The sequence below is a fragment of the Pseudomonas sp. GB2N2 genome (genome assembly GCF_054897705.1).
Window position 1 is genome coordinate 1,672,550 of record NZ_CM142701.1, and the last position, 18,276, is coordinate 1,690,825.

At 60.2% G+C, this 18,276-nt stretch carries 13 protein-coding genes; 5 read left to right on the forward strand and 8 right to left on the reverse strand.

The features are described 5' to 3' along the window. The first annotated feature begins 89 nt into the window (after positions 1–89). Entirely contained in the window at positions 90–254 is a 165-nt protein-coding gene (locus tag ACYZT4_RS07655) for a hypothetical protein (RefSeq protein WP_461986615.1), read from the forward strand. A gap of 112 nt (positions 255–366) precedes the next feature. Here the strand turns inward: ACYZT4_RS07655 and ACYZT4_RS07660 are convergent, their stop codons facing one another. After that, on the reverse strand, positions 367–870 hold the full coding sequence (locus tag ACYZT4_RS07660) for an MgtC/SapB family protein (protein ID WP_461986617.1): 504 nt from the start codon (positions 868–870) through the stop codon (positions 367–369). Between the two features lie 123 nt (positions 871–993). On the opposite strand from ACYZT4_RS07660, the gene ACYZT4_RS07665 reads away from it, so the two are divergent. The 3 genes from ACYZT4_RS07665 to mapR all read left to right on the forward strand — a co-directional run bounded on the left by ACYZT4_RS07665 (position 994) and on the right by mapR (position 4,368). Next, positions 994–1,227, forward strand: a complete 234-nt coding sequence (locus ACYZT4_RS07665; RefSeq protein ID WP_461986619.1) for a DUF3203 family protein — start codon at positions 994–996, stop codon at positions 1,225–1,227. A gap of 195 nt (positions 1,228–1,422) precedes the next feature. Continuing rightward, positions 1,423–2,829, forward strand: a complete 1,407-nt coding sequence (gene ccoG / locus ACYZT4_RS07670) for a cytochrome c oxidase accessory protein CcoG (RefSeq protein ID WP_461986621.1) — start codon at positions 1,423–1,425, stop codon at positions 2,827–2,829. A gap of 129 nt (positions 2,830–2,958) precedes the next feature. Next, the gene (gene mapR, locus ACYZT4_RS07675) at positions 2,959–4,368 is read left to right on the forward strand and encodes a GntR family transcriptional regulator MpaR (protein ID WP_461986623.1); all 1,410 of its coding nucleotides are present in this window, start codon (positions 2,959–2,961) and stop codon (positions 4,366–4,368) included. Between the two features lie 121 nt (positions 4,369–4,489). On the opposite strand, the gene ACYZT4_RS07680 is transcribed toward mapR, so the two are convergent. From ACYZT4_RS07680 to tpx, 7 genes are all read right to left on the reverse strand, one after another. Further along, positions 4,490–5,236: an SDR family oxidoreductase gene (locus ACYZT4_RS07680; RefSeq protein WP_461986625.1), complete on the reverse strand. Its 747-nt coding sequence runs from the start codon at positions 5,234–5,236 to the stop codon at positions 4,490–4,492. A 166-nt stretch (positions 5,237–5,402) separates the two neighbouring features. Then, a complete protein-coding gene (locus tag ACYZT4_RS07685) occupies positions 5,403–7,526 on the reverse strand; it encodes a putative bifunctional diguanylate cyclase/phosphodiesterase (protein ID WP_461986627.1) in 2,124 nt (707 codons plus the stop codon). 165 nt (positions 7,527–7,691) lie between these two features. Continuing rightward, positions 7,692–9,167, reverse strand: coding sequence for an efflux transporter outer membrane subunit (locus tag ACYZT4_RS07690; protein ID WP_461986629.1), 1,476 nt, complete (start codon positions 9,165–9,167; stop codon positions 7,692–7,694). Next, entirely contained in the window at positions 9,164–12,271 is a 3,108-nt protein-coding gene (locus ACYZT4_RS07695) for an efflux RND transporter permease subunit (RefSeq protein WP_461986631.1), read from the reverse strand. The genes ACYZT4_RS07690 and ACYZT4_RS07695 overlap by 4 nt, the downstream gene beginning before the upstream one ends. A 100-nt stretch (positions 12,272–12,371) precedes the next feature. Further along, positions 12,372–15,467, reverse strand: a complete 3,096-nt coding sequence (locus tag ACYZT4_RS07700) for an MdtB/MuxB family multidrug efflux RND transporter permease subunit (protein WP_461986633.1) — start codon at positions 15,465–15,467, stop codon at positions 12,372–12,374. Further along, a complete protein-coding gene (locus ACYZT4_RS07705) occupies positions 15,464–16,780 on the reverse strand; it encodes an MdtA/MuxA family multidrug efflux RND transporter periplasmic adaptor subunit (protein WP_461986635.1) in 1,317 nt (438 codons plus the stop codon). Before ACYZT4_RS07705 ends, ACYZT4_RS07700 begins: the two co-directional genes overlap by 4 nt. 177 nt (positions 16,781–16,957) lie before the next feature. Then, on the reverse strand, positions 16,958–17,458 hold the full coding sequence (gene tpx, locus ACYZT4_RS07710) for a thiol peroxidase (protein ID WP_034146655.1): 501 nt from the start codon (positions 17,456–17,458) through the stop codon (positions 16,958–16,960). A 317-nt stretch (positions 17,459–17,775) separates the two neighbouring features. Between tpx and ACYZT4_RS07715 the strand changes: the two genes are divergently transcribed. Continuing rightward, positions 17,776–18,201, forward strand: a complete 426-nt coding sequence (locus ACYZT4_RS07715) for a YciI family protein (protein ID WP_461986637.1) — start codon at positions 17,776–17,778, stop codon at positions 18,199–18,201. The last annotated feature ends 75 nt before the right edge of the window (positions 18,202–18,276 follow it).

The window sequence follows — 18,276 nt, forward strand, 5'->3', positions numbered from 1 at the left end:
CCGGCGGAATCAATTCCTGTGCGCCGTGGTCAACCAACTGTCAGTCAACTTAAGCACGACTTACGCCATGTGCCACTGGAGGCTTCACGATGACTATTCCCATCCCGGCTGAAACGCCCGATCCGAACATCGATAACCCGACCATTCCGCCGACCGAGCCGGTGCCGGTGCCGGAACAGGAGCCGCCAGGCACAACACCGCCCGCGCAAGAGGACCCACCGGCGACCATGCCGCCGGTGATCGTCAGCCCCTGATTAGCCTCGCCTGACTTTGTAGGAGCGAGCTTGCGCTCGAAGAACCTGAGATCGCCTCGTTGAACCAGGCATCCAGCGTTTTCGTTGACGATCATCGCGAGCAGGCTCGCTCCTACAATGGATCTTTGTCCTTATCCAGCCTCTTCACGATCCTCGGCATCACGCTGAAAATCGCCAGCGCCAGCAACGTACTGAACACCGCCGTCGATTCACGTCCCAACCCGGCCGATACCCCAATCGCCGCCGTCATCCATAACCCGGCGGCGGTGGTCAGGCCTTTTACATGGCCTCCCTCACCTTCCTGGTTTTTCAGGATGGTGCCGGCGCCGAGGAAACCAATCCCCGCGATAACGCCTTGCACCACGCGACTCATGGCATCCGCCTGGGAGCCGGACATTTGTGGCACCAGCACGAAAAGTGCAGCGCCCAGTGCGACCAGCATGTGCGTGCGCACCCCGGCGGCTTTGCCCTTGTGCTCGCGTTCGAAACCGAGGATGGCACCCAAAATGGCGGCTATCAGCAGTCTTACGGTAATGCGTGTCAGTTGTGCGGCGTCGCCGATGTCGGCGAATTCCGCTTGCAGCGTCGTCCAAACCTCATGCCACCAAGCGTCCATGTTTCAGTCCTTGTTATTGGTGATGAGAGGATTGACCTCGCCGACCATTAATCGGTTGCACAGAACGATGGCTGCGCACTGTGTCCTAAACCACTAGACCCCACAGAAGAAAAGGACACTCCCATGACTGTGCGTACTCAAGATCAAACCTGCTTTTTTACCACCGAAAGCAGCGAAGAAATTCGTCTGGGCCCGGACGTCACCATAAGTACCGATGGCGAAAAAGCCATGTCATTCGTAGACATTAATGGTGAGCGGTTTTACATCACCGAAGCAGAAGCCGATGCATTGACCGTAGCAGGCGCCGTGGACGGTCGTCGGCATTTGAAGGCTACGGACAGTGATTCGGTGATTTGACTGATCCGGATCAACTCCCCCCACGGGCGTCTGATATAGGAGCCCGCACCGTGTTGCGACAGGTACTTCACGTTGTCGCAATTAGCGGCTCAGCGCCCATCTGATCCGCTTTTTATTGCGATACCTGAGTCTGTTATGCAAACAGATCGACACTCATAGTGCTCCGGCCTGATGGAGGCTGATGAGCGAAAGACCATGAGCGAAAGAATTCCCGTCCGAACCGTAGAGACATTTGAGCCTTCGCGTCCGAAGGTCAAGTCCAGCGATCACCTGATCCACACCCGCAGCTTCACCGGGCTGTTCCGTACGCTACGCATGAGCGGCGCCGGTTTTCTCTTTCTGCTGTTCTTCGGTACGGTCTGGTTGAACTGGGGAGACCGCCAGGCGGTGCTCTGGGACCTTGCCGAAAGCAAATTTCACATCTTCGGCGCAACCTTCTGGCCACAGGATTTCATCCTGCTCTCGGCATTGCTGATCATTGCTGCATTCGGTTTGTTTGCGATCACCGTGTTTGCCGGTCGCGTCTGGTGTGGCTACACCTGCCCGCAGAGCTCGTGGACCTGGATTTTCATGTGGTGCGAGAAGCTCACCGAAGGCGAGCGCAATCAGCGAATCAAACTGCAAGCCGCGCCCTGGGGCTTGAACAAACTGATGCGTCGCGCGGCCAAGCACACGCTGTGGCTGGCGATCAGCCTGCTCACCGGCCTGACCTTCGTCGGCTACTTCACGCCGATCCGGCCGCTGGCCGAAGAGCTGCTGACCTTGCAGATGGGCGGCGTCAGCCTGTTCTGGGTGCTGTTTTTTTCCGGCGCCACGTACATCAACGCCGGTTGGCTGCGCGAAGCGGTGTGCATGCACATGTGCCCGTATGCGCGGTTTCAGAGTGTGATGTTCGACAAGGACACCCTGACCATTTCCTACGACGTCGCCCGCGGCGAAAACCGTGGCCCGCGTAAACGCAATGTGAAACCTGCCGAGGTGGGCCTGGGTGATTGCGTCGATTGCCAACTCTGCGTGCAGGTGTGCCCGACCGGCATCGACATTCGTGATGGCCTGCAAATGGAGTGCATCGGTTGTGCTGCGTGTATCGACGCCTGTGATTCGATCATGGACAAAATGGGCTACGCCCGTGGGCTGATCAGCTACACCTCGGAGCGCGAGTTGCAGGGCGGCAAGACCCATTTGCTGCGACCGCGGTTGATCGGTTACACCGCGGTGTTGCTGCTGATGATTGGCGCCCTCGCGCTGGCGCTCATCGAGCGGCCGATGGTGTCGCTGGATGTCAGCAAGGACCGTGGCCTGTTCCGCGAGAACAGCCAAGGGCAGATCGAAAACATCTACAGCCTGAAAATCATCAACAAGACCCAGCAACGTCAGGACTACCGGTTGACCCTGCTGGATGGCGACGGCTTCCAGCTGCAAGGCAAGACCAAACTGAGCCTGGCGCCCGGCGAGATCGTCGACGTGCCGGTGTCGGTGGCGATGACTACTGAACGGCCGAACAGCAGTTCGCAAAGCATCAGCTTCAAGGTGGTCGACGGCGATGAGCCTGAGATTTACAGCGTTGCGAAAAGTCGCTTTGTTGCGCCGATGAATCGCTAAGGCTTTAGACTGCGGTGCGCCATTCGCGAGCAACCCCGCTCCCACAAGAGCACCGCAATCCCTGTGGGAGCGGGCTTGCCCGCGAAGAAATCAACTCGATTCCACTGAATGACACGAACCGGGCTTTGAATGAAACGCTACGAAAAATTCGCCGATGACATCGCCGAACTCATCCGCTCCGGCGTCCTCGGCCCCGGCCAGCGCGTGCCTTCCGTGCGCTACGCCAGCCAGACCTATGGCGTCAGCCCGTCCACGGTGTTCCAGGCCTACTATTTACTGGAGCGTCGCGGCCTGATCCGCGCCCGTCCGCGCTCTGGCTACTTCGTTAACACCCACGCGCCGAGCCCGTTTTCCGAGCCGGTGATCAGCAGCCTCGTCAACGAGTCCACCGAAGTCGACGTCAGCGAACTGGTGTTCTCGGTCCTCGACTCAATCAAAGACCCCAACACCGTCCCGTTCGGTTCGGCCTTTCCCAGCCCAACCCTGTTTCCGCTGCAGCGGTTGTCCCGCTCCCTGGCCAGCGCCGCGCGAGACATGGACCCACGCATGGTCGTCACCGACATGTCGCCGGGCAACCCGCAACTGCGCCGGCAAATCGCCTTGCGTTACATGGTTGGCGGCCTGATGCTGCCCATGGAAGAACTGCTGATCACCAACGGCGCGCTGGAAGCCCTGAACCTGTGCCTGCAAGCCGTCACTGAACCCGGCGACCTGGTGGCCATCGAGGCCCCGGCATTCTATGCGTGCCTGCAAATCCTCGAACGGCTGAAACTCAAAGCCGTGGAAATCCCCGTGCACCCCCGCGACGGCATCGACCTTAATGTGCTCGCGCAAACCCTGGAACGCCATCCGATCAAGGTCTGCTGGTGCATGACCAGTTTCCAGAACCCCATGGGCGCGAGCATGCCCGAGGCAAAGAAGCAGGAATTGGTTGAGCTGTTGCGCAGGCATCAAGTCCCGCTGATCGAGGACGATGTCTACGCCGAACTCTATTACGGCCAACAGGCACCGAAACCGGCGAAGGCGTTCGATACCGAAGGCTTGGTCATGCATTGCGGCTCGTTCGCCAAAAGCCTGGCCCCCGGTTACCGGATTGGCTGGGTCGCGGCGGGACGGTATGCGCAGAAGATCGAACGGTTGAAACTCATGACCTCACTGTGCGCATCAATGCCAGCGCAGGCGGCGATTGCCGACTATCTGCAACACGGTGGTTATGACCGGCATTTACGCAAATTGCGCTATGCGCTGGAGGAGCAGCAGAACGCGATGCTGGCGGCCATTGCGCGCTATTTCCCTGCGCAGACGCGGGTCAGTCAACCGGCGGGCGGGTACTTTCTGTGGCTGGAACTGCCGCCGCAGATGGACTCGTTGAAGTTGTTTCAGATGGCGTTGGCACAGGGGATCAGCATCGCGCCAGGGCCGATTTTTTCACCAGCGCAGCGGTTCAGGAATTGTATTCGGTTGAATTACGGCAGTCCGTGGGATGAGGCCTCGGAACACGCTATGGAGACGTTGGGGCGGATTGTGCGGTCTTTTTAATAAAATGTGTGCCTGATCTATCGCCATCGCGAGCAGGCTCACTCCTACAGGAGGTACGCGATCAACTGTAGGAGTGAGCCTGCTCGCGATGGCGATAGATCAGGCGAAAAAGATCTCAGGCCTAACGCCCACCACCCAGATCAACAAACGTCCCCGTCGCATACGACGCCTTATCCGACAACAACCACACAATCGCTTCCGCCACCTCATCCGGCCGGCCGCCACGGGCCATCGGAATGGCCGATTCCAGCTTGCTGACGCGGTCCGGATCGCCGCTCAACGCGTGAAAATCGGTGTAGATATAGCCAGGGCGCACGGCGTTGACCCGAATGCCTTCGCCCGCGACTTCCTTGGACAAACCAATGGTAAAAGTGTCGAGTGCGCCCTTGGACGCGGCATAGTCCACATACTCATTCGGCGCACCCAGGCGCGAGGCGACCGAAGAGACATTGACGATGCTGCCGCCCTGCCCGCCATGCCTGGGCGACATGCGCAGGATCGCGTGCTTGGCGCAAAGAATGGGCGCCAGGACGTTGGTCTTGAAAGTTTTGAGAATGCGGAACTCGGACATTTCGTCGACCCGGGATTTGTGTCCCACGGTGCCGGCGTTGTTGACCAGCGCGGTGACCCGGCCCAGTTCGGTGTCGACCCGGTGAAACAGCGCAATCACTTCGTCTTCGATGCTGACATCGGCACGGACCGCGATGGCCTGGACACCCAAGGCGCGGACTTGCTCCAGCACACGGTGCGCAGCCTCTTCGTCAGAGTGATAGTTGATACAGATTCGATAGCCCTGCCCGGCGGCCAACAAAGCGGTGGCGGCGCCGATGCCCCGGCTGCCGCCGGTGATGACGATGACTTTGTCCATGCGAGCTTTTCCCCGTTCAGCGTAAGCAGTCGGGGTCAAGAATAACCGTCATCGGCGGCTTTTGCATGACCTGTAGCAGCTGCCGAGCTTGCGAGGTTGCGTTCGGCGACGAAGTCGTCGCGAATCCAACCGCCGCCATTTCCCCGAAATACCAATTCGTTCGGTGTTACGACGGCTCCGCCGCCGGACGCCGCCTCGCGAGCTCGGCCGCGGCTACAGAAGATTGTTCAGCGCGAACGATGTCGAGCATGAATTGCTTGGCCGGCAGCGGATGCCCCAGCAGATAACCCTGCAACGAGTCGCAGCCGAGCTGGGTCAGGAAATCCTGCTGTACGTCGGTTTCCACCCCTTCAGCGACGATCCGCAAGCCCAGCGCCTGACCAAGGGCGACGATGGCGGAAACGATGGCCGCGTCGTCACTGTCACGTTCCAGGTCGCGAACAAATCCACGGTCGATCTTCAGTTCATTCGCCGGCAAGCGCTTGAGGTACATCAGGCTCGAATAGCCGGTCCCGAAGTCGTCAATGGACAGGTCGACGCCCATCTCCGACAGCTCCTTGAGCACCGTCATGCTCGCATCGGCGTCACTCATGGCCGTGGTTTCGGTGATTTCCAGGGTCAGGCTGTTGGCCGGCAAATGGTGCGTGGCCAGGGCTTTGGCGACGCTTTGCACCAGGCCGGCGTGGCAGAATTGCAAGGCCGAGAGGTTCACCGCGATGCGCCAGTCGGTGTAGCCGAGCACGTACCACTCGCGCATCTGCCGGCACGCTTCGTTGAGCACCCAGTCGCCGATGGGAATGATCAGACCGGTCTTTTCCGCCAGATCAATGAATTTATCCGGCAGCAGCATGCCTTGCGTTGGATGCACCCACCGCAGCAATGCCTCGGCGCCGACGGGTCGGCCGTTGCTGGCGTCGAATTTTGGCTGGTAATACAGGCTGAATTGTTGCTGGTCCAGCGCATTGCGCAGGTCTTGCAGCAGTTGCAGCTGTTTGCGCGCATTGCTGTTCATCGAGGCATCGAAGAAGCTGTAACCGTTTTTGCCCGCGCCCTTGGCGTGATACATCGCCGCGTCGGCGTTCATCAGCAGTTCTTCGGCGGTCTGGCCGTTGCCTGGGTACAGGGCGATGCCGACACTGGCGGAGATCTGCAGGTCATGCTCGGCAACCCGGAACGGGCGGGCGATCAATGCGACCTGACGCGCAGCCAGATTCAGGGCGTCGTTCTCGTCAGCCAGTTGCACCAGCAGCACGAATTCGTCGCCGCCGATTCGCGCCAGAGTGTCGTGGCCGCGTAAATCCTCGCGCAGGCGTTGCGCAACTTCGCGCAGCAACAGGTCGCCCATGTGATGACCGAACGCATCGTTGACCGGCTTGAAACCGTCCAGATCTATAAACATTAGAGCAAAACACCCGCCCTGCTCCTGCACCCGCGACATGCCTTGACCGATGCGATCGGCTAGCAGCACCCGATTCGGCAAGCCGGTCAGGGTGTCGTGCAACGCCAGTTGGGTGAGTTCACGATTGGCTTCGGTCAGAGACTGAGCCAGTTCGGCTGTGCGAGCTTCCAGTCGCGCATCAAGAATCGACGTGAGCAACGCAATGCTCAGCACCGCGAGCGTGGTAATCAGCACCAGACTGTCGAGGCCTTTGCCGTTCAGACCACTGACCGCTGCGCCACAGAAACTACCTTCGGGGAACTGCGCGGCCGCCATGCCGGTGTAGTGCATGCCGACAATGGCGATGCCCATGATCACCGCCGCGCCGCCGCGAACCAGGCTGACATAAGGCGTATGCCGGCGCAGGTGGAAGGCAATCCATAACGCGGCGCCGGACGCGCCGACGGCGATCAGCAGCGACGCGCCGAACAGCGTCGGGTCATAATCGATGCCCGGTTGCATGCGCATCGCCGCCATGCCGGTGTAATGCATGGCACTGATGCCTGCGCCCATGACCAGCGCGCCGGATGCCAGTTGCCAGGCCGGCAGTCGCGGTTGGCTGACAAGCCACAGGGCGAAACCGCAGGAGAGGAACGCGATCAGCAGCGACAGTAACGTCAGCGTAAGGTCATAACCGAGCTCGATCGGCAAATCGAACGCGAGCATGCCGATGAAATGCATCGACCACACGCCAATCCCCATCGCAAACGCGCCGCCCGCGGTCCAGAAATGCACGGCACGGCCTTTGGCAGTGGCGATGCGTCCGGTCATGTCGAGCGCGGTGTACGAGGCGAGAATCGCCACCAGGAGCGAGACGAACACCAGCGTCGGGGAATAGCTTCCAATGAGCATGAGACTTCTCGAGACTACCCGCCGTACTGCTTCCGTTCTCGGTGGGCAAATCGGACGATTGTACTGATTGCGTAAAAGAACGCACTGACAATATTTGTAACGCTGTCACCGCCCGAGGAAACGCTGATCGTCCCATCCAGAGCGTGGGAACGATCAACAGGTGCGTCAGTGCTGAGCGCTAACCTGCCCGTCCCATCCGCCACCCAGCGCCGCGATCAATTGCACGCTGGCGATCAGGCGACTTTGCAACAAATCCAGCATGTTGCGCTCATTGCTCAACGCGGTGGCTTGCACCACCACGACATCCAGGTACGCAATCAACCCGGCCTTGTATTGATTCTGGGTCAGGCGCAACGATTCACGCGCGGCATCCAGCGCCTGCTGGCGCACCGCGGATTCATTTTCCAGGACCTTGAGCTGGACCAGATAATTTTCCACTTCGCGGAAACCGTCGAGCACGGTCTGGCGGTACTTGGCCACGGTTTCATCGTAGGCCGCTTCGCTGCGGTCGACTTCGGCCGAACGCTGACCGCCGTCAAACAGGGTCATCGCCAATTGCGGGCCGACCGACCAGAAGCGGTTCGGCACACTGAACCAGTTGGAAGACGTGCTGCTGCTGTAACCGCCATTCAGGCTCAGCGTCAGGTCGGGGTAATAAGCCGCTTTGGCCACGCCGATATTCGCGTTGGCCGCCATCACTGAGCGTTCGGCGGACGCAATGTCCGGCCGACGTTCCAGCAGTTGTGAAGGCAGGGTCAGCGGCACCTCGGGCAGCACCGGAATGTCTCGGGTTTCCGCAAGGTTGAACTCGGCGGGCGGCACGCCGGTCAGCACGGCGATGGCGTTCTCGAACTGGGCGCGCTGCCAGATCAGGTCGACCATATCCGCCTCGGTACTCTTGAGCTGGGTCTGCGCCTGGGCCACTGCGTCCTTTCCGGAAACACCGGCGCGGTATTGGTTTTCGGTCATTTTCAGGGATCGCTGATACGCCTCGACCGTCGCTTGCAGCAAACGTTTTTGCTCATCGATCACCCGCAACTGCAGGTAGTTCTGCACCAGCTCCGACTGCTGGCTCAAGCGCATCGCCGCCAGATCGGCAAAACTCGCCTCGGCGTTGGCGGTGTCGGCCTCAAGGCCTCGGCGCAACTTGCCCCAGACATCCGCCTCCCAACTGACCCCGGCCTGCGCCGTGTAGGTGTCGCGAATACCACTGGAGGAACTGCTCAGGCTCGAACTGCTGCTGCCGGTGCCCTGGCTGGAACGGTTTTTACCAACGGTCAGGTCCACCGTCGGAAAGAACGCACCGCGGGCACTGCGGACCAAGGCCTGGGCCTGACGGTATTGAGCCTCGGACTGCGCGACCGTCTGGTTGGCGCTGTTGAGCTTCTCGATCAAGCCGTTGAGTTGAGGGTCGCCGTACAACTCCCACCAGGCGCCACGAGCCAGGGAATCACTCGGATTGGCCTGACGCCAGCCGGCCGCTTCCTTGTATTGCGCGGGCGCGGCGGCTTGCGGGCGCTGATAATCCGGGCCGATGGCGCAGGCACTGAGCAGCGCCACACACAGCGACAGGCTCAGCAAACGCGAGCCTCGGGCCGTGATCAACGGGGCAGACAGGTTGATAAGCGAACGGTCAGTCATAGCGGAGTTTCCAGAGCAGCATCAGTACGCACCCCACGCCAATGGTTGAAGCGATGGCGCAGTTTGTCGAGATAGAGGTAAACCACCGGGGTGGTGTAAAGCGTCAGCACCTGACTGAAGATCAACCCGCCAATGATGGTCAGGCCCAGCGGCTGACGCATTTCCGCACCTTCGGCACTGCTCAGCAGTAATGGCACGGCGCCGAGGATCGCGGCCAGGGTGGTCATCAGAATCGGACGCAGACGTTGCAGGCAGGCGCTGCGAATCGATTCCAGCGGTGCCATGCCTTGATGCCGTTCAAGTTGCAACGCGAGGTCGATCATCAGAATGGCGTTTTTCTTCACCACCCCGATCAGCAGGAACAGCCCCAGCAACGAGATCAGGCTGAATTCGCCGCCCAGCGCGTAGATCGACAACAACGCGCCCACCCCGGCCGACGGCAAGGTCGACAGAATGGTCAGCGGATGGATATAGCTTTCATACAGCACACCCAGCACCAGATACACCGCCACCAGCGCGCCGAGAATCATCCACGGCTGGCTCTTCTGAGTCGCGGCGAAAGCATCCGCAGTGCCGGCCATTTTCACGATCACGTCTTCCGGCATGCCGAGTCGGGCAATCGCCCGTTCGATGGCCGCCGTGCCCTGCTCCACTGTCACCCCTTCGGCCATGTCGAAGGCAATGCTTTCGGACGCGAACTGGCCTTCGTGGCTGACCCGGTCGTCTTCCAGGCTGTTTTCATAATGGGCGATGGTCGACAGCGGAATACGCGCGCCATCGGCCGTAATCACTTGCACTTGCTTGAGGGTAATCGGGTCCTGGGCGTATTTCGGATTGACCTCCATCACCACCTGATACTGGTTGAGGCTGTCGTAGATCGTCGAAATCTGCCGCTGGCTGTAGGCGTTGTTCAACACGGCAGTCACCATGTCCATGTCGACCCCGAGGCGCTTGGCCTGATCGCGGTCGACAATCAAGGTCACCTGCTGCGCACCGCGTCCTTCACGGGCGTCAATCGCGGTCAGCTCCGGTAACGCCTTCAGCGCGGTCACGACTTTTGGATACCACTGGCGCAGCTCGCCAAGGTCGGCGCTTTGCAGGATGTAGGAATATTGCGAGGTGGTCTGTTCACGGCCACCGCCAAATTGCAGGTCCTGATCGGCCATCAGCATCAATTGCGCGCCGGCAACCTTGGGCATTTCCTTGCGCAGGCGTTCGATGACTTTTTGCGCGGGAACGCCCCGCTGCTTGATTGGCTTCAGGCGCACCAGCATGAACGCGTTGTTGGTGCCGTTGGTGCCACCGATGAATCCGGCGACGCTCTCCACAGCTTCATCTTTCAATACGGCGCGGCGGAAGGTTTCCATTTTCGGCTGCATCACACTGAACGACAGACCGTCATCGCCACGCACGAAACCGATCAGCTGACCCGTATCTTGCTGTGGCAGAAATGTTTTTGGAACAACGACATACAGCGCAACGTTCACGCCAACTGTCAAAAATAAGCTGAGCAATGTCAGGCGACGGTGACGCAGTACCCAGTCAAGGCTGGTGGCGTATTTGCCCACCATCCACTCGTTGGCCCGTTGGCTCCAGCGTTGCAGGCGGTTTTCTTCGCCCGGCGTATGGGGCTTGAGCCAGCGGGCGCAGAGCATTGGCGTCAGGGTCAGCGAGACCACCAGCGACACCACGATCGACGCCGCCAAGGTAATCGAAAACTCACGGAACAGGCTTTCGATAATCCCGCCCATGAACAGGATCGACAGGAACACTGCAACCAGCGAGACGTTCATCGACAGCAGGGTAAAGCCGACTTCCTGGGCCCCGAGGTAGGCGGCTTTCATCGGTGGCACGCCTTTGTCGATATGCCGGGAAATGTTCTCCAGCACGACGATGGCATCGTCCACCACCAGACCGGTCGCCAGAATCAGCGCCATCAGGGACAGGTTGTTCAGCGAAAAGCCGTAGAGGTACATCACCGCAAACGTGCCCACCAGCGACACCGGCACCGCGAGGGTCGGGATCAACGAGGCGCGGAAGTTGCCGAGAAACAGGAACACCACCAGGATCACCAGGGCCACGGCGATCAGCAGGGTCATTTCCGCTTCGTGCAGGGTTGCCTTGATCACAGGCGAGCGGTCCATGGCCAGGTTCAGCTTGACGCTGGCCGGCAGCACGGCTTGCAGTGCGGGCAACTGGGCCTTGATCTCGTTGACCGTCTCGATGATGTTGGCGCCGGCCTGCCGGTTGATCACCAACAGCACCGCCGCATCATTGTTGAAGAAACCGCTGTTGTAGCGATCCTCGACGCCGTCGCTGACTTTCGCCACATCCTTGAGGCGCAGGGCCGCGCCGTCGGCGTAGTGAATGATCAGCGACTCGTAATCCTTGGCTTTTTCCAGTTGATCGTTGGCCTGGACCTGCCACAACCGCTGGCCGTCTTCGACCGAGCCCTTGGGCCGGCGCACGTTGGCGTTGGCGATGGTGTTACGCACGTCATCAAGCGCCACGCCGTACTGGTTCAATGCTTGCGGCTCGAGTTCGATGCGCACGGCCGGCAACGAGCTTCCGCCGATCTGCACTTCGCCGACGCCCTGCACCTGGGACAGGCTTTGGGACAGAATGGTCGAGGCCAAATCGTAGAGTTGACCCTTTTCCAGCACGTCCGAAGTCAACGAGAGCACCATGATCGGCGCTTGGGACGGGTTGACCTTCTTGTAGGTCGGCATGCTGCGCATCCCGCTGGGCAACAGGTTACGAGAGGCGTTGATCGCCGCTTGCACTTCCCGCGCCGCGCCATTGATGTCGCGGTCGAGGTCGAATTGCAGAATCACCCGGGTAGAGCCCTGGCTGGAACGGCTGCTCATGGTGTTGACCCCGGCGATGGCACCGAAGGAACGCTCTAGCGGCGTGGCGACGGTCGAGGCCATGACCTCCGGGCTCGCGCCGGGCAGGCTGGCCTGGACCACGATCACTGGAAAGTCCATTTGCGGCAGCGGTGACACCGGCAGCAGGCCGAAGCTCACGCCGCCCAGCAGCATGATGGCAAATGAGAGCAGCATGGTTGCCACGGGGCGTTTTATGAACGGGCCAGAAAGGTTCATGGGTGGCAACCACTAGCGGCAAGCTTCAAGCGGCAGGACGAAAGCAGAATGTGCGCGGGCTTTGGCTTGCGGCTTGAAGCTAGCACCTTGATGCTCGCCGTCATACCACCACCTCTTCCGAGTCAGACTTGCCAAAGCGGCGTCCCAAACGATCGAAGTACAGGTAAATCACCGGCGTGGTAAACAGCGTCAACACCTGGCTGACCAGCAAACCACCGACCATCACCAAACCCAACGGCTGACGCAACTCGGCGCCGGAACCGGTGGCCAGCATCAACGGCACGGCACCGAACAACGCCGCCAGTGTGGTCATCAGGATCGGCCGGAAACGCAGGAGCGCCGCTTGATAGATCGCCGTCTCCGGATCCATGCCCTGATTGCGCTCGGCGTCGAGGGCGAAGTCGATCATCATGATCGCGTTCTTTTTCACGATACCGATCAGCAGGATGATGCCGATGATCGCGATCATCCCCAGGTCATTGCCACTGAGAAGCAACGCCAGCAAGGCGCCGACCGCCGCTGAGGGCAAGGTCGAGAGAATGGTGATCGGGTGGATGTAGCTCTCGTACAGCACGCCAAGCACGATGTACATGGTGACCACCGCGGCGAGGATCAGCAGCAAGGTGCTCGACAACGACGCCTGGAACGCTTCGGCCGCGCCCTGGAACTGGGTCTGCACGCCAATCGGCATGCCGATGTCCTTCTGCACCTGTTCGATGATTTCCACCGCGTGCCCTAACGCCACACCGGGCGCCAGGTTGAACGACATCATCACTGCCGGGAACTGGCCGATGTGGGTGATCGCCAGTTGCGCCTGACGCTCTTCGATGTGCGCCAGGCTGGACAGACGCACTTGCCCGCCATCGGTGGTCTTGACGTGAATCTGGTTCAACGCATCCGGGCCGATTTTCTCGCCGGACTGCGCTTGAAGCACCACACGGTACTGGCTGGCCTGGGTGTAGATGGTGGAAATCTGCCGTTGACCGAAGGCGTCATACAACGCGTCGGTGATGTTCGACACCGACACTCCGACCCGCGAGGCGGCGTCGCGGTCGATCACCAGGTAGACCTGCAAGCCTTTGTCCTGCAAGTCGCTGGCAACATCGGTCAACTCCGGCTGCTGCGCCAGCGCTTCGACCAGTCGGCCGCTCCACAGGTTGAGCAATTCGGAATCCGGCGATGACATGCTGAATTGATATTGCGTGCGGCTGACGCGATCCTCGATGGTCAGGTCCTGCACCGGTTGCATGAACAGGCGAATGCCCACCAATTTGTTCAGTTCCGGTTGCAGACGGGCAATCACCTCGATTGCGCTCAAATCGCGGTTGCCGTGGGATTTGAGGTTGATCAGCAGGCGACCGCTGTTCAATGTCGAGTTGTCACCGTCGACACCGATGTAGGATGACAGGCTCTCGACCGCCGGGTCCGCGAGAATCACCTTGGCCAGTTCCTGCTGCCGTTCGCTCATCGCCGCAAAGGAAATCGACTGTGGCGCCTCGGAAATGCCCTGAATCACCCCGGTGTCCTGCACCGGAAAGAACCCTTTGGGCACCACCATGTAAAGGAAAACAGTCAATGCCAGGGTGCCGATGGCCACCATCAACGTCAGCGGCTGATGCTTGAGAACCCACGTTAACTTTCGACCGTAAGCCGCTATCATCCAATCAATTGCTGCGCCACTGGCCTTGTAAAAACGGCCCTGCTCTTCTTTCTTGGGTTCACGCTTGAGCAACCGTGCGCACATCATCGGCGTCAGGGTCAGGGACACCACCAGCGATATCAGGATCGCTACCGCCAGGGTGATCGCGAACTCGCGGAAGAGCCGGCCGACCACGTCGGCCATGAACAGCAGCGGAATCAGCACCGCGATCAGCGACAGCGTCAGGGAAATCAGGGTGAAGCCGATTTGTTTGGCGCCCTTGAGCGCCGCATTCAACGGGCTGTCGCCCTCCTCAATGAACCGGGAAATGTTCTCGAGCATGACGATTGCATCGTCGACCACAAAACCAGTGGCGATGGTCAGTGCCATCAGCGTCAGGTTATTCACCGAGAAACCGGCGAGGTACATCACGCCGAAGGTGCCGATCAGCGACAGCGGCACGGCCACCGACGGAATGATCGTGGCACTGAAACGCCGCAGGAACAGGAACGTGACCATCACCACCAGTGCAATGGCGATCAGCAATTCGTGCTGCACGTCGGTCACCGACGCGCGAATGGTCTGGGTGCGGTCGGTCAGCACCGTGACGTCCAGACCGGCCGGCAGGTTGTCGGTGATGCTCGGCAGCAGCGCCTTGATCCGGTCAACCACTTCGATAACGTTGGCACCAGGTTGACGCTGGATATTGAGCAACACCGCCTGGTTTTCATTGGCCCACGCTGCAAGGCGTTCGTTCTCGGCACCGTCGACGATTTCCGCCACATCCTTAAGCCGCAACGGCGCACCGTTGGCGTAGGCCAGGATCAGGTTGGCGTAATCTTTCGGTGACGTAAGCTGATCGTTGGCATCGAGCATCGACACCCGGGTCGGACCATCAAAGTTACCCTTGGGTTGGTTGACGTTGGACGCGCCGATCAATGTACGCACGTCTGACAGGTTCAAACCGTTGGCCGCGAGGGCTTCGGGATTGACCTTGATCCGCACCGCCTGACGCTGGCCGCCCGCGATACTGACCATGCCGACGCCACTGATCTGGGCGATTTTCTGCGCCATGCGCGTGTCGACGAGGTCGTTGAGTTTGGGCAGCAGCATGGTTTTGGAGGTAATCGCCAAGGTCAGCACCGGGGTATCCGCCGGGTTGACCTTGTTGTACACCGGTGGCGCCGGCAAATCCTTGGGCAGCAAGTTGGTCGCGGCATTGATCGCCGCTTGCACTTGCTGCTCGGCGACGTCCATGTTGATGTCGAGGCTGAAACGCAGGGTCAGCACCGAGGCACCGCCGGAACTGGTGGAGGCCATCTGGGTCAGCCCGGGCATTTGCCCGAACTGACGCTCCAGCGGCGCCGTCACGGCGCTGGTCATGACGTCCGGGCTGGCGCCGGGATACAGCGTCATCACCCGAATGGTCGGGTAGTCGACTTGAGGCAACGCCGACACCGGCAGCAGCCGATAGGCAATCATGCCGGCCAGGACGATGGCCAGCATGCTGAGGGTCGTGGCGACCGGGCGAAGGATGAACAGCCGCGAGATGTTCATGCGCCGCCCTTTTTCGCCTTGTCGGTAGCGGCCGCGTCAGGCGCCGAGGCGGCCGACTTGCCTTGCAGGTGTTCGGTCGGGGTGGTCGGTACGTCCTTGGTGTCGTTGACCACTTCCACTTCGCTGCCTTCCTTCAGGCGGTCGGTGCCTTCGAGGACGACACGATCACCCGCCGCCAAGCCTGCAGTGATCACGGTGTTTTCGCCGTCGCTGGCGCCGACTTTCAACTGACGGATGGCGACTTTCTTGTCGCCATCCATGGCATAGACAAACGTGCCGCTGTTGCCGAATTGGATGGCTGCCGACGGTGCGAGGACCACGTCTTTGAGCGTGTCGGCCAGCAGGTGGACGTTGACGAACTGATTGGGAAACAATGACTGATCGCGGTTTTCGTAGCGCGCCTTGAATTTCAGGGTGCCGGTGGTGATGTCGATCTGGTTGTCGAGGCTCTGCAGCAAGCCGGTGGCCTGGATTTTCGTGTCGCCACGGTCCCAGGCTTCGGCGGGCAGTTTCGCCCCGGTACGATAACGGGCCAGGACCACCTCGAGGCTGTTTTCCGGCAAGGTGAAGGCAACGCTGATCGGCTGGGTCTGAGTGATGATTGCCAGCGCGGTGGTGTCGTTGGCGGCAACCAGGTTGCCGACGTCGAGCTGGCGCAGGCCGACACGGCCGGCAATCGGCGCGCGGATGCGGGTGAATTCGAGGTTGAGCTTGGCGTCGTTGACCGCCGCCTGATTGGTCTTGACCGTGCCCTGATACTGGCCCACCAATGCTTCGGCCGTGTCCAGGGTCTGCTTGGCGATGCTGTCTTCGCGGAACAGACCGCGATAACGCTCGACGTCGACCTGAGCATTTTTCAACTGCGCCTGATTCTGCAGCAAGGTGCCTTCGGCTTGCAGCAAGGCGTTCTGGTAGGGACGCGGATCGATTTCAGCCAGCAAATCGCCGGCCTTGACCATCTGCCCCTCTTCAAACGACACCTTGATCAGTTCGCCGCCGACCCGGCTGCGCACATTGATGGTGTTCAGCGCCGTCACGGTGCCCAGCGCCTTGTAGTACAGCGGGAAGTCACCCTTGACCGCCGGCGCCACCCGCACTGGAATCGGCCCGGTCGCGCCGCCGAAACCTGGACGCATTCCCCCTGACTTGCCGGTGTGCCCGGCCACGGCTTTTTGCCCCGCGCCTTGTTTCGGCGCAGCATTGCCGGGCCAGAATTTCCAGCACAGGCCAGCGATGACCAGCAGGACAAGCAGGCCGAACAGCCAGCGACGTGGACTACGGGAAGCGGAGGATTGCATTGAATGATCAACCATTGGGCGCGTGGGCTTCTTCGACGGGAGGCTGAACGATAAGCACTGGCGGGCAATTAGCAAAGCGCCTTTACCGGCAATTTACCTTCGGCTTACGTAACAGGAGATTTCTCTAAGACACTGAACCAGAAATGAAAACGGCCTGGACAGGGCCAGGCCGTTAACAATTGTAAAGACGACTTACTTCAAAACGGCGAGTGCAGCTTCGTAGTTCGGCTCTTGACCGATTTCGCTGACCAATTCGCTGTGCAAAACGTTGTCGTTTTCGTCCAGAACAACGACGGCACGAGCAGTCAGGCCCTTGAGCGGACCGTCGGCAATGGCCACGCCGTAATTTTCGATGAACTCGGCACCGCGCAGGGTCGACAGGTTCTGTACGTTTTCCAGGCCTTCGGCGCCGCAGAAGCGGGCTTGTGCGAACGGCAGGTCGGCAGAGATGCACAGCACGACGGTGTTGGCGACATCATTGGCCTGGGCGTTGAACTTGCGCACCGAGGTGGCGCAGGTCGGGGTGTCGACGCTTGGGAAGATGTTCAGCACTTTGCGTTTGCCGGCGAAGTTCGCCAGGGTCACGTCGGACAGATTGCCGGCAACCAGGGAAAAGGCTGGCGCCTTGGAACCGGCTTGTGGCAGTTGGCCGTTGACTTGAACCGGGTTGCCTTTAAGAGTGACTTGAGCCATGAACGGAGTCCTTCTGAACGTTGGTGTGGAGAATTCTGGAGAGGCCGAAGTTAACCACGAAACGGGCCGGTGACCTACCCCCGATACAAATCGTGATAACTCGCCGCCGACCTGGATTCCCGCAGCACCTTGTGGGAGCGAGCCCGCTCGCGAAAGCGCTGTGTCAGCCGACATTGAAGTTGAATGACACACCGCTTCGCGAGCAGGCTCGCTCCCACAGGTCTGCGTACAGCTACTATTTATCCAATGTCCTGTCGATTCGGGCCGCCACCATTCGACCATGCTGTGAGTCACTCACAACCCTTGGAGACAACCCCATGCGTTTCATGATCATTATCAAAGCCAGCGCGGATTCCGAGGCCGGCGTAATGCCCAGCGAAGAACTGCTGACCGCGATGGGCAATTACAACGAGGAACTGGCCAAGGCCGGCATTTTGCTCGCCGGCGAAGGCCTGCACCCGAGCAGCAAAGGCGCCCGCGTGCGCTTCTCGGGCGACCAACGCACGGTGATCGACGGCCCGTTCGCCGAAACCAAGGAACTGATTGCCGGGTTCTGGCTCTGGCAAGTGAAGTCTAAAGAAGAGGCCATCGAGTGGGTCAAACGTTGTCCCAAGCCGATGCCTGGCGTTGAAGCCGAGATTGAAATACGCCAGGTGTTCGAGTTGGACGATTTCGGTGATGAGTTCACGCCGGAGTTGCGCGAGCAGGAAGAGCGGGCGTTTGGGCAGGGGAAGAAGGGCTGAGTAGTGACAACCTGAAATAACACGAAGCGCCCCGATCACGTCCTGAATAGCCTCGTTCCTAGAACGGACGTGATC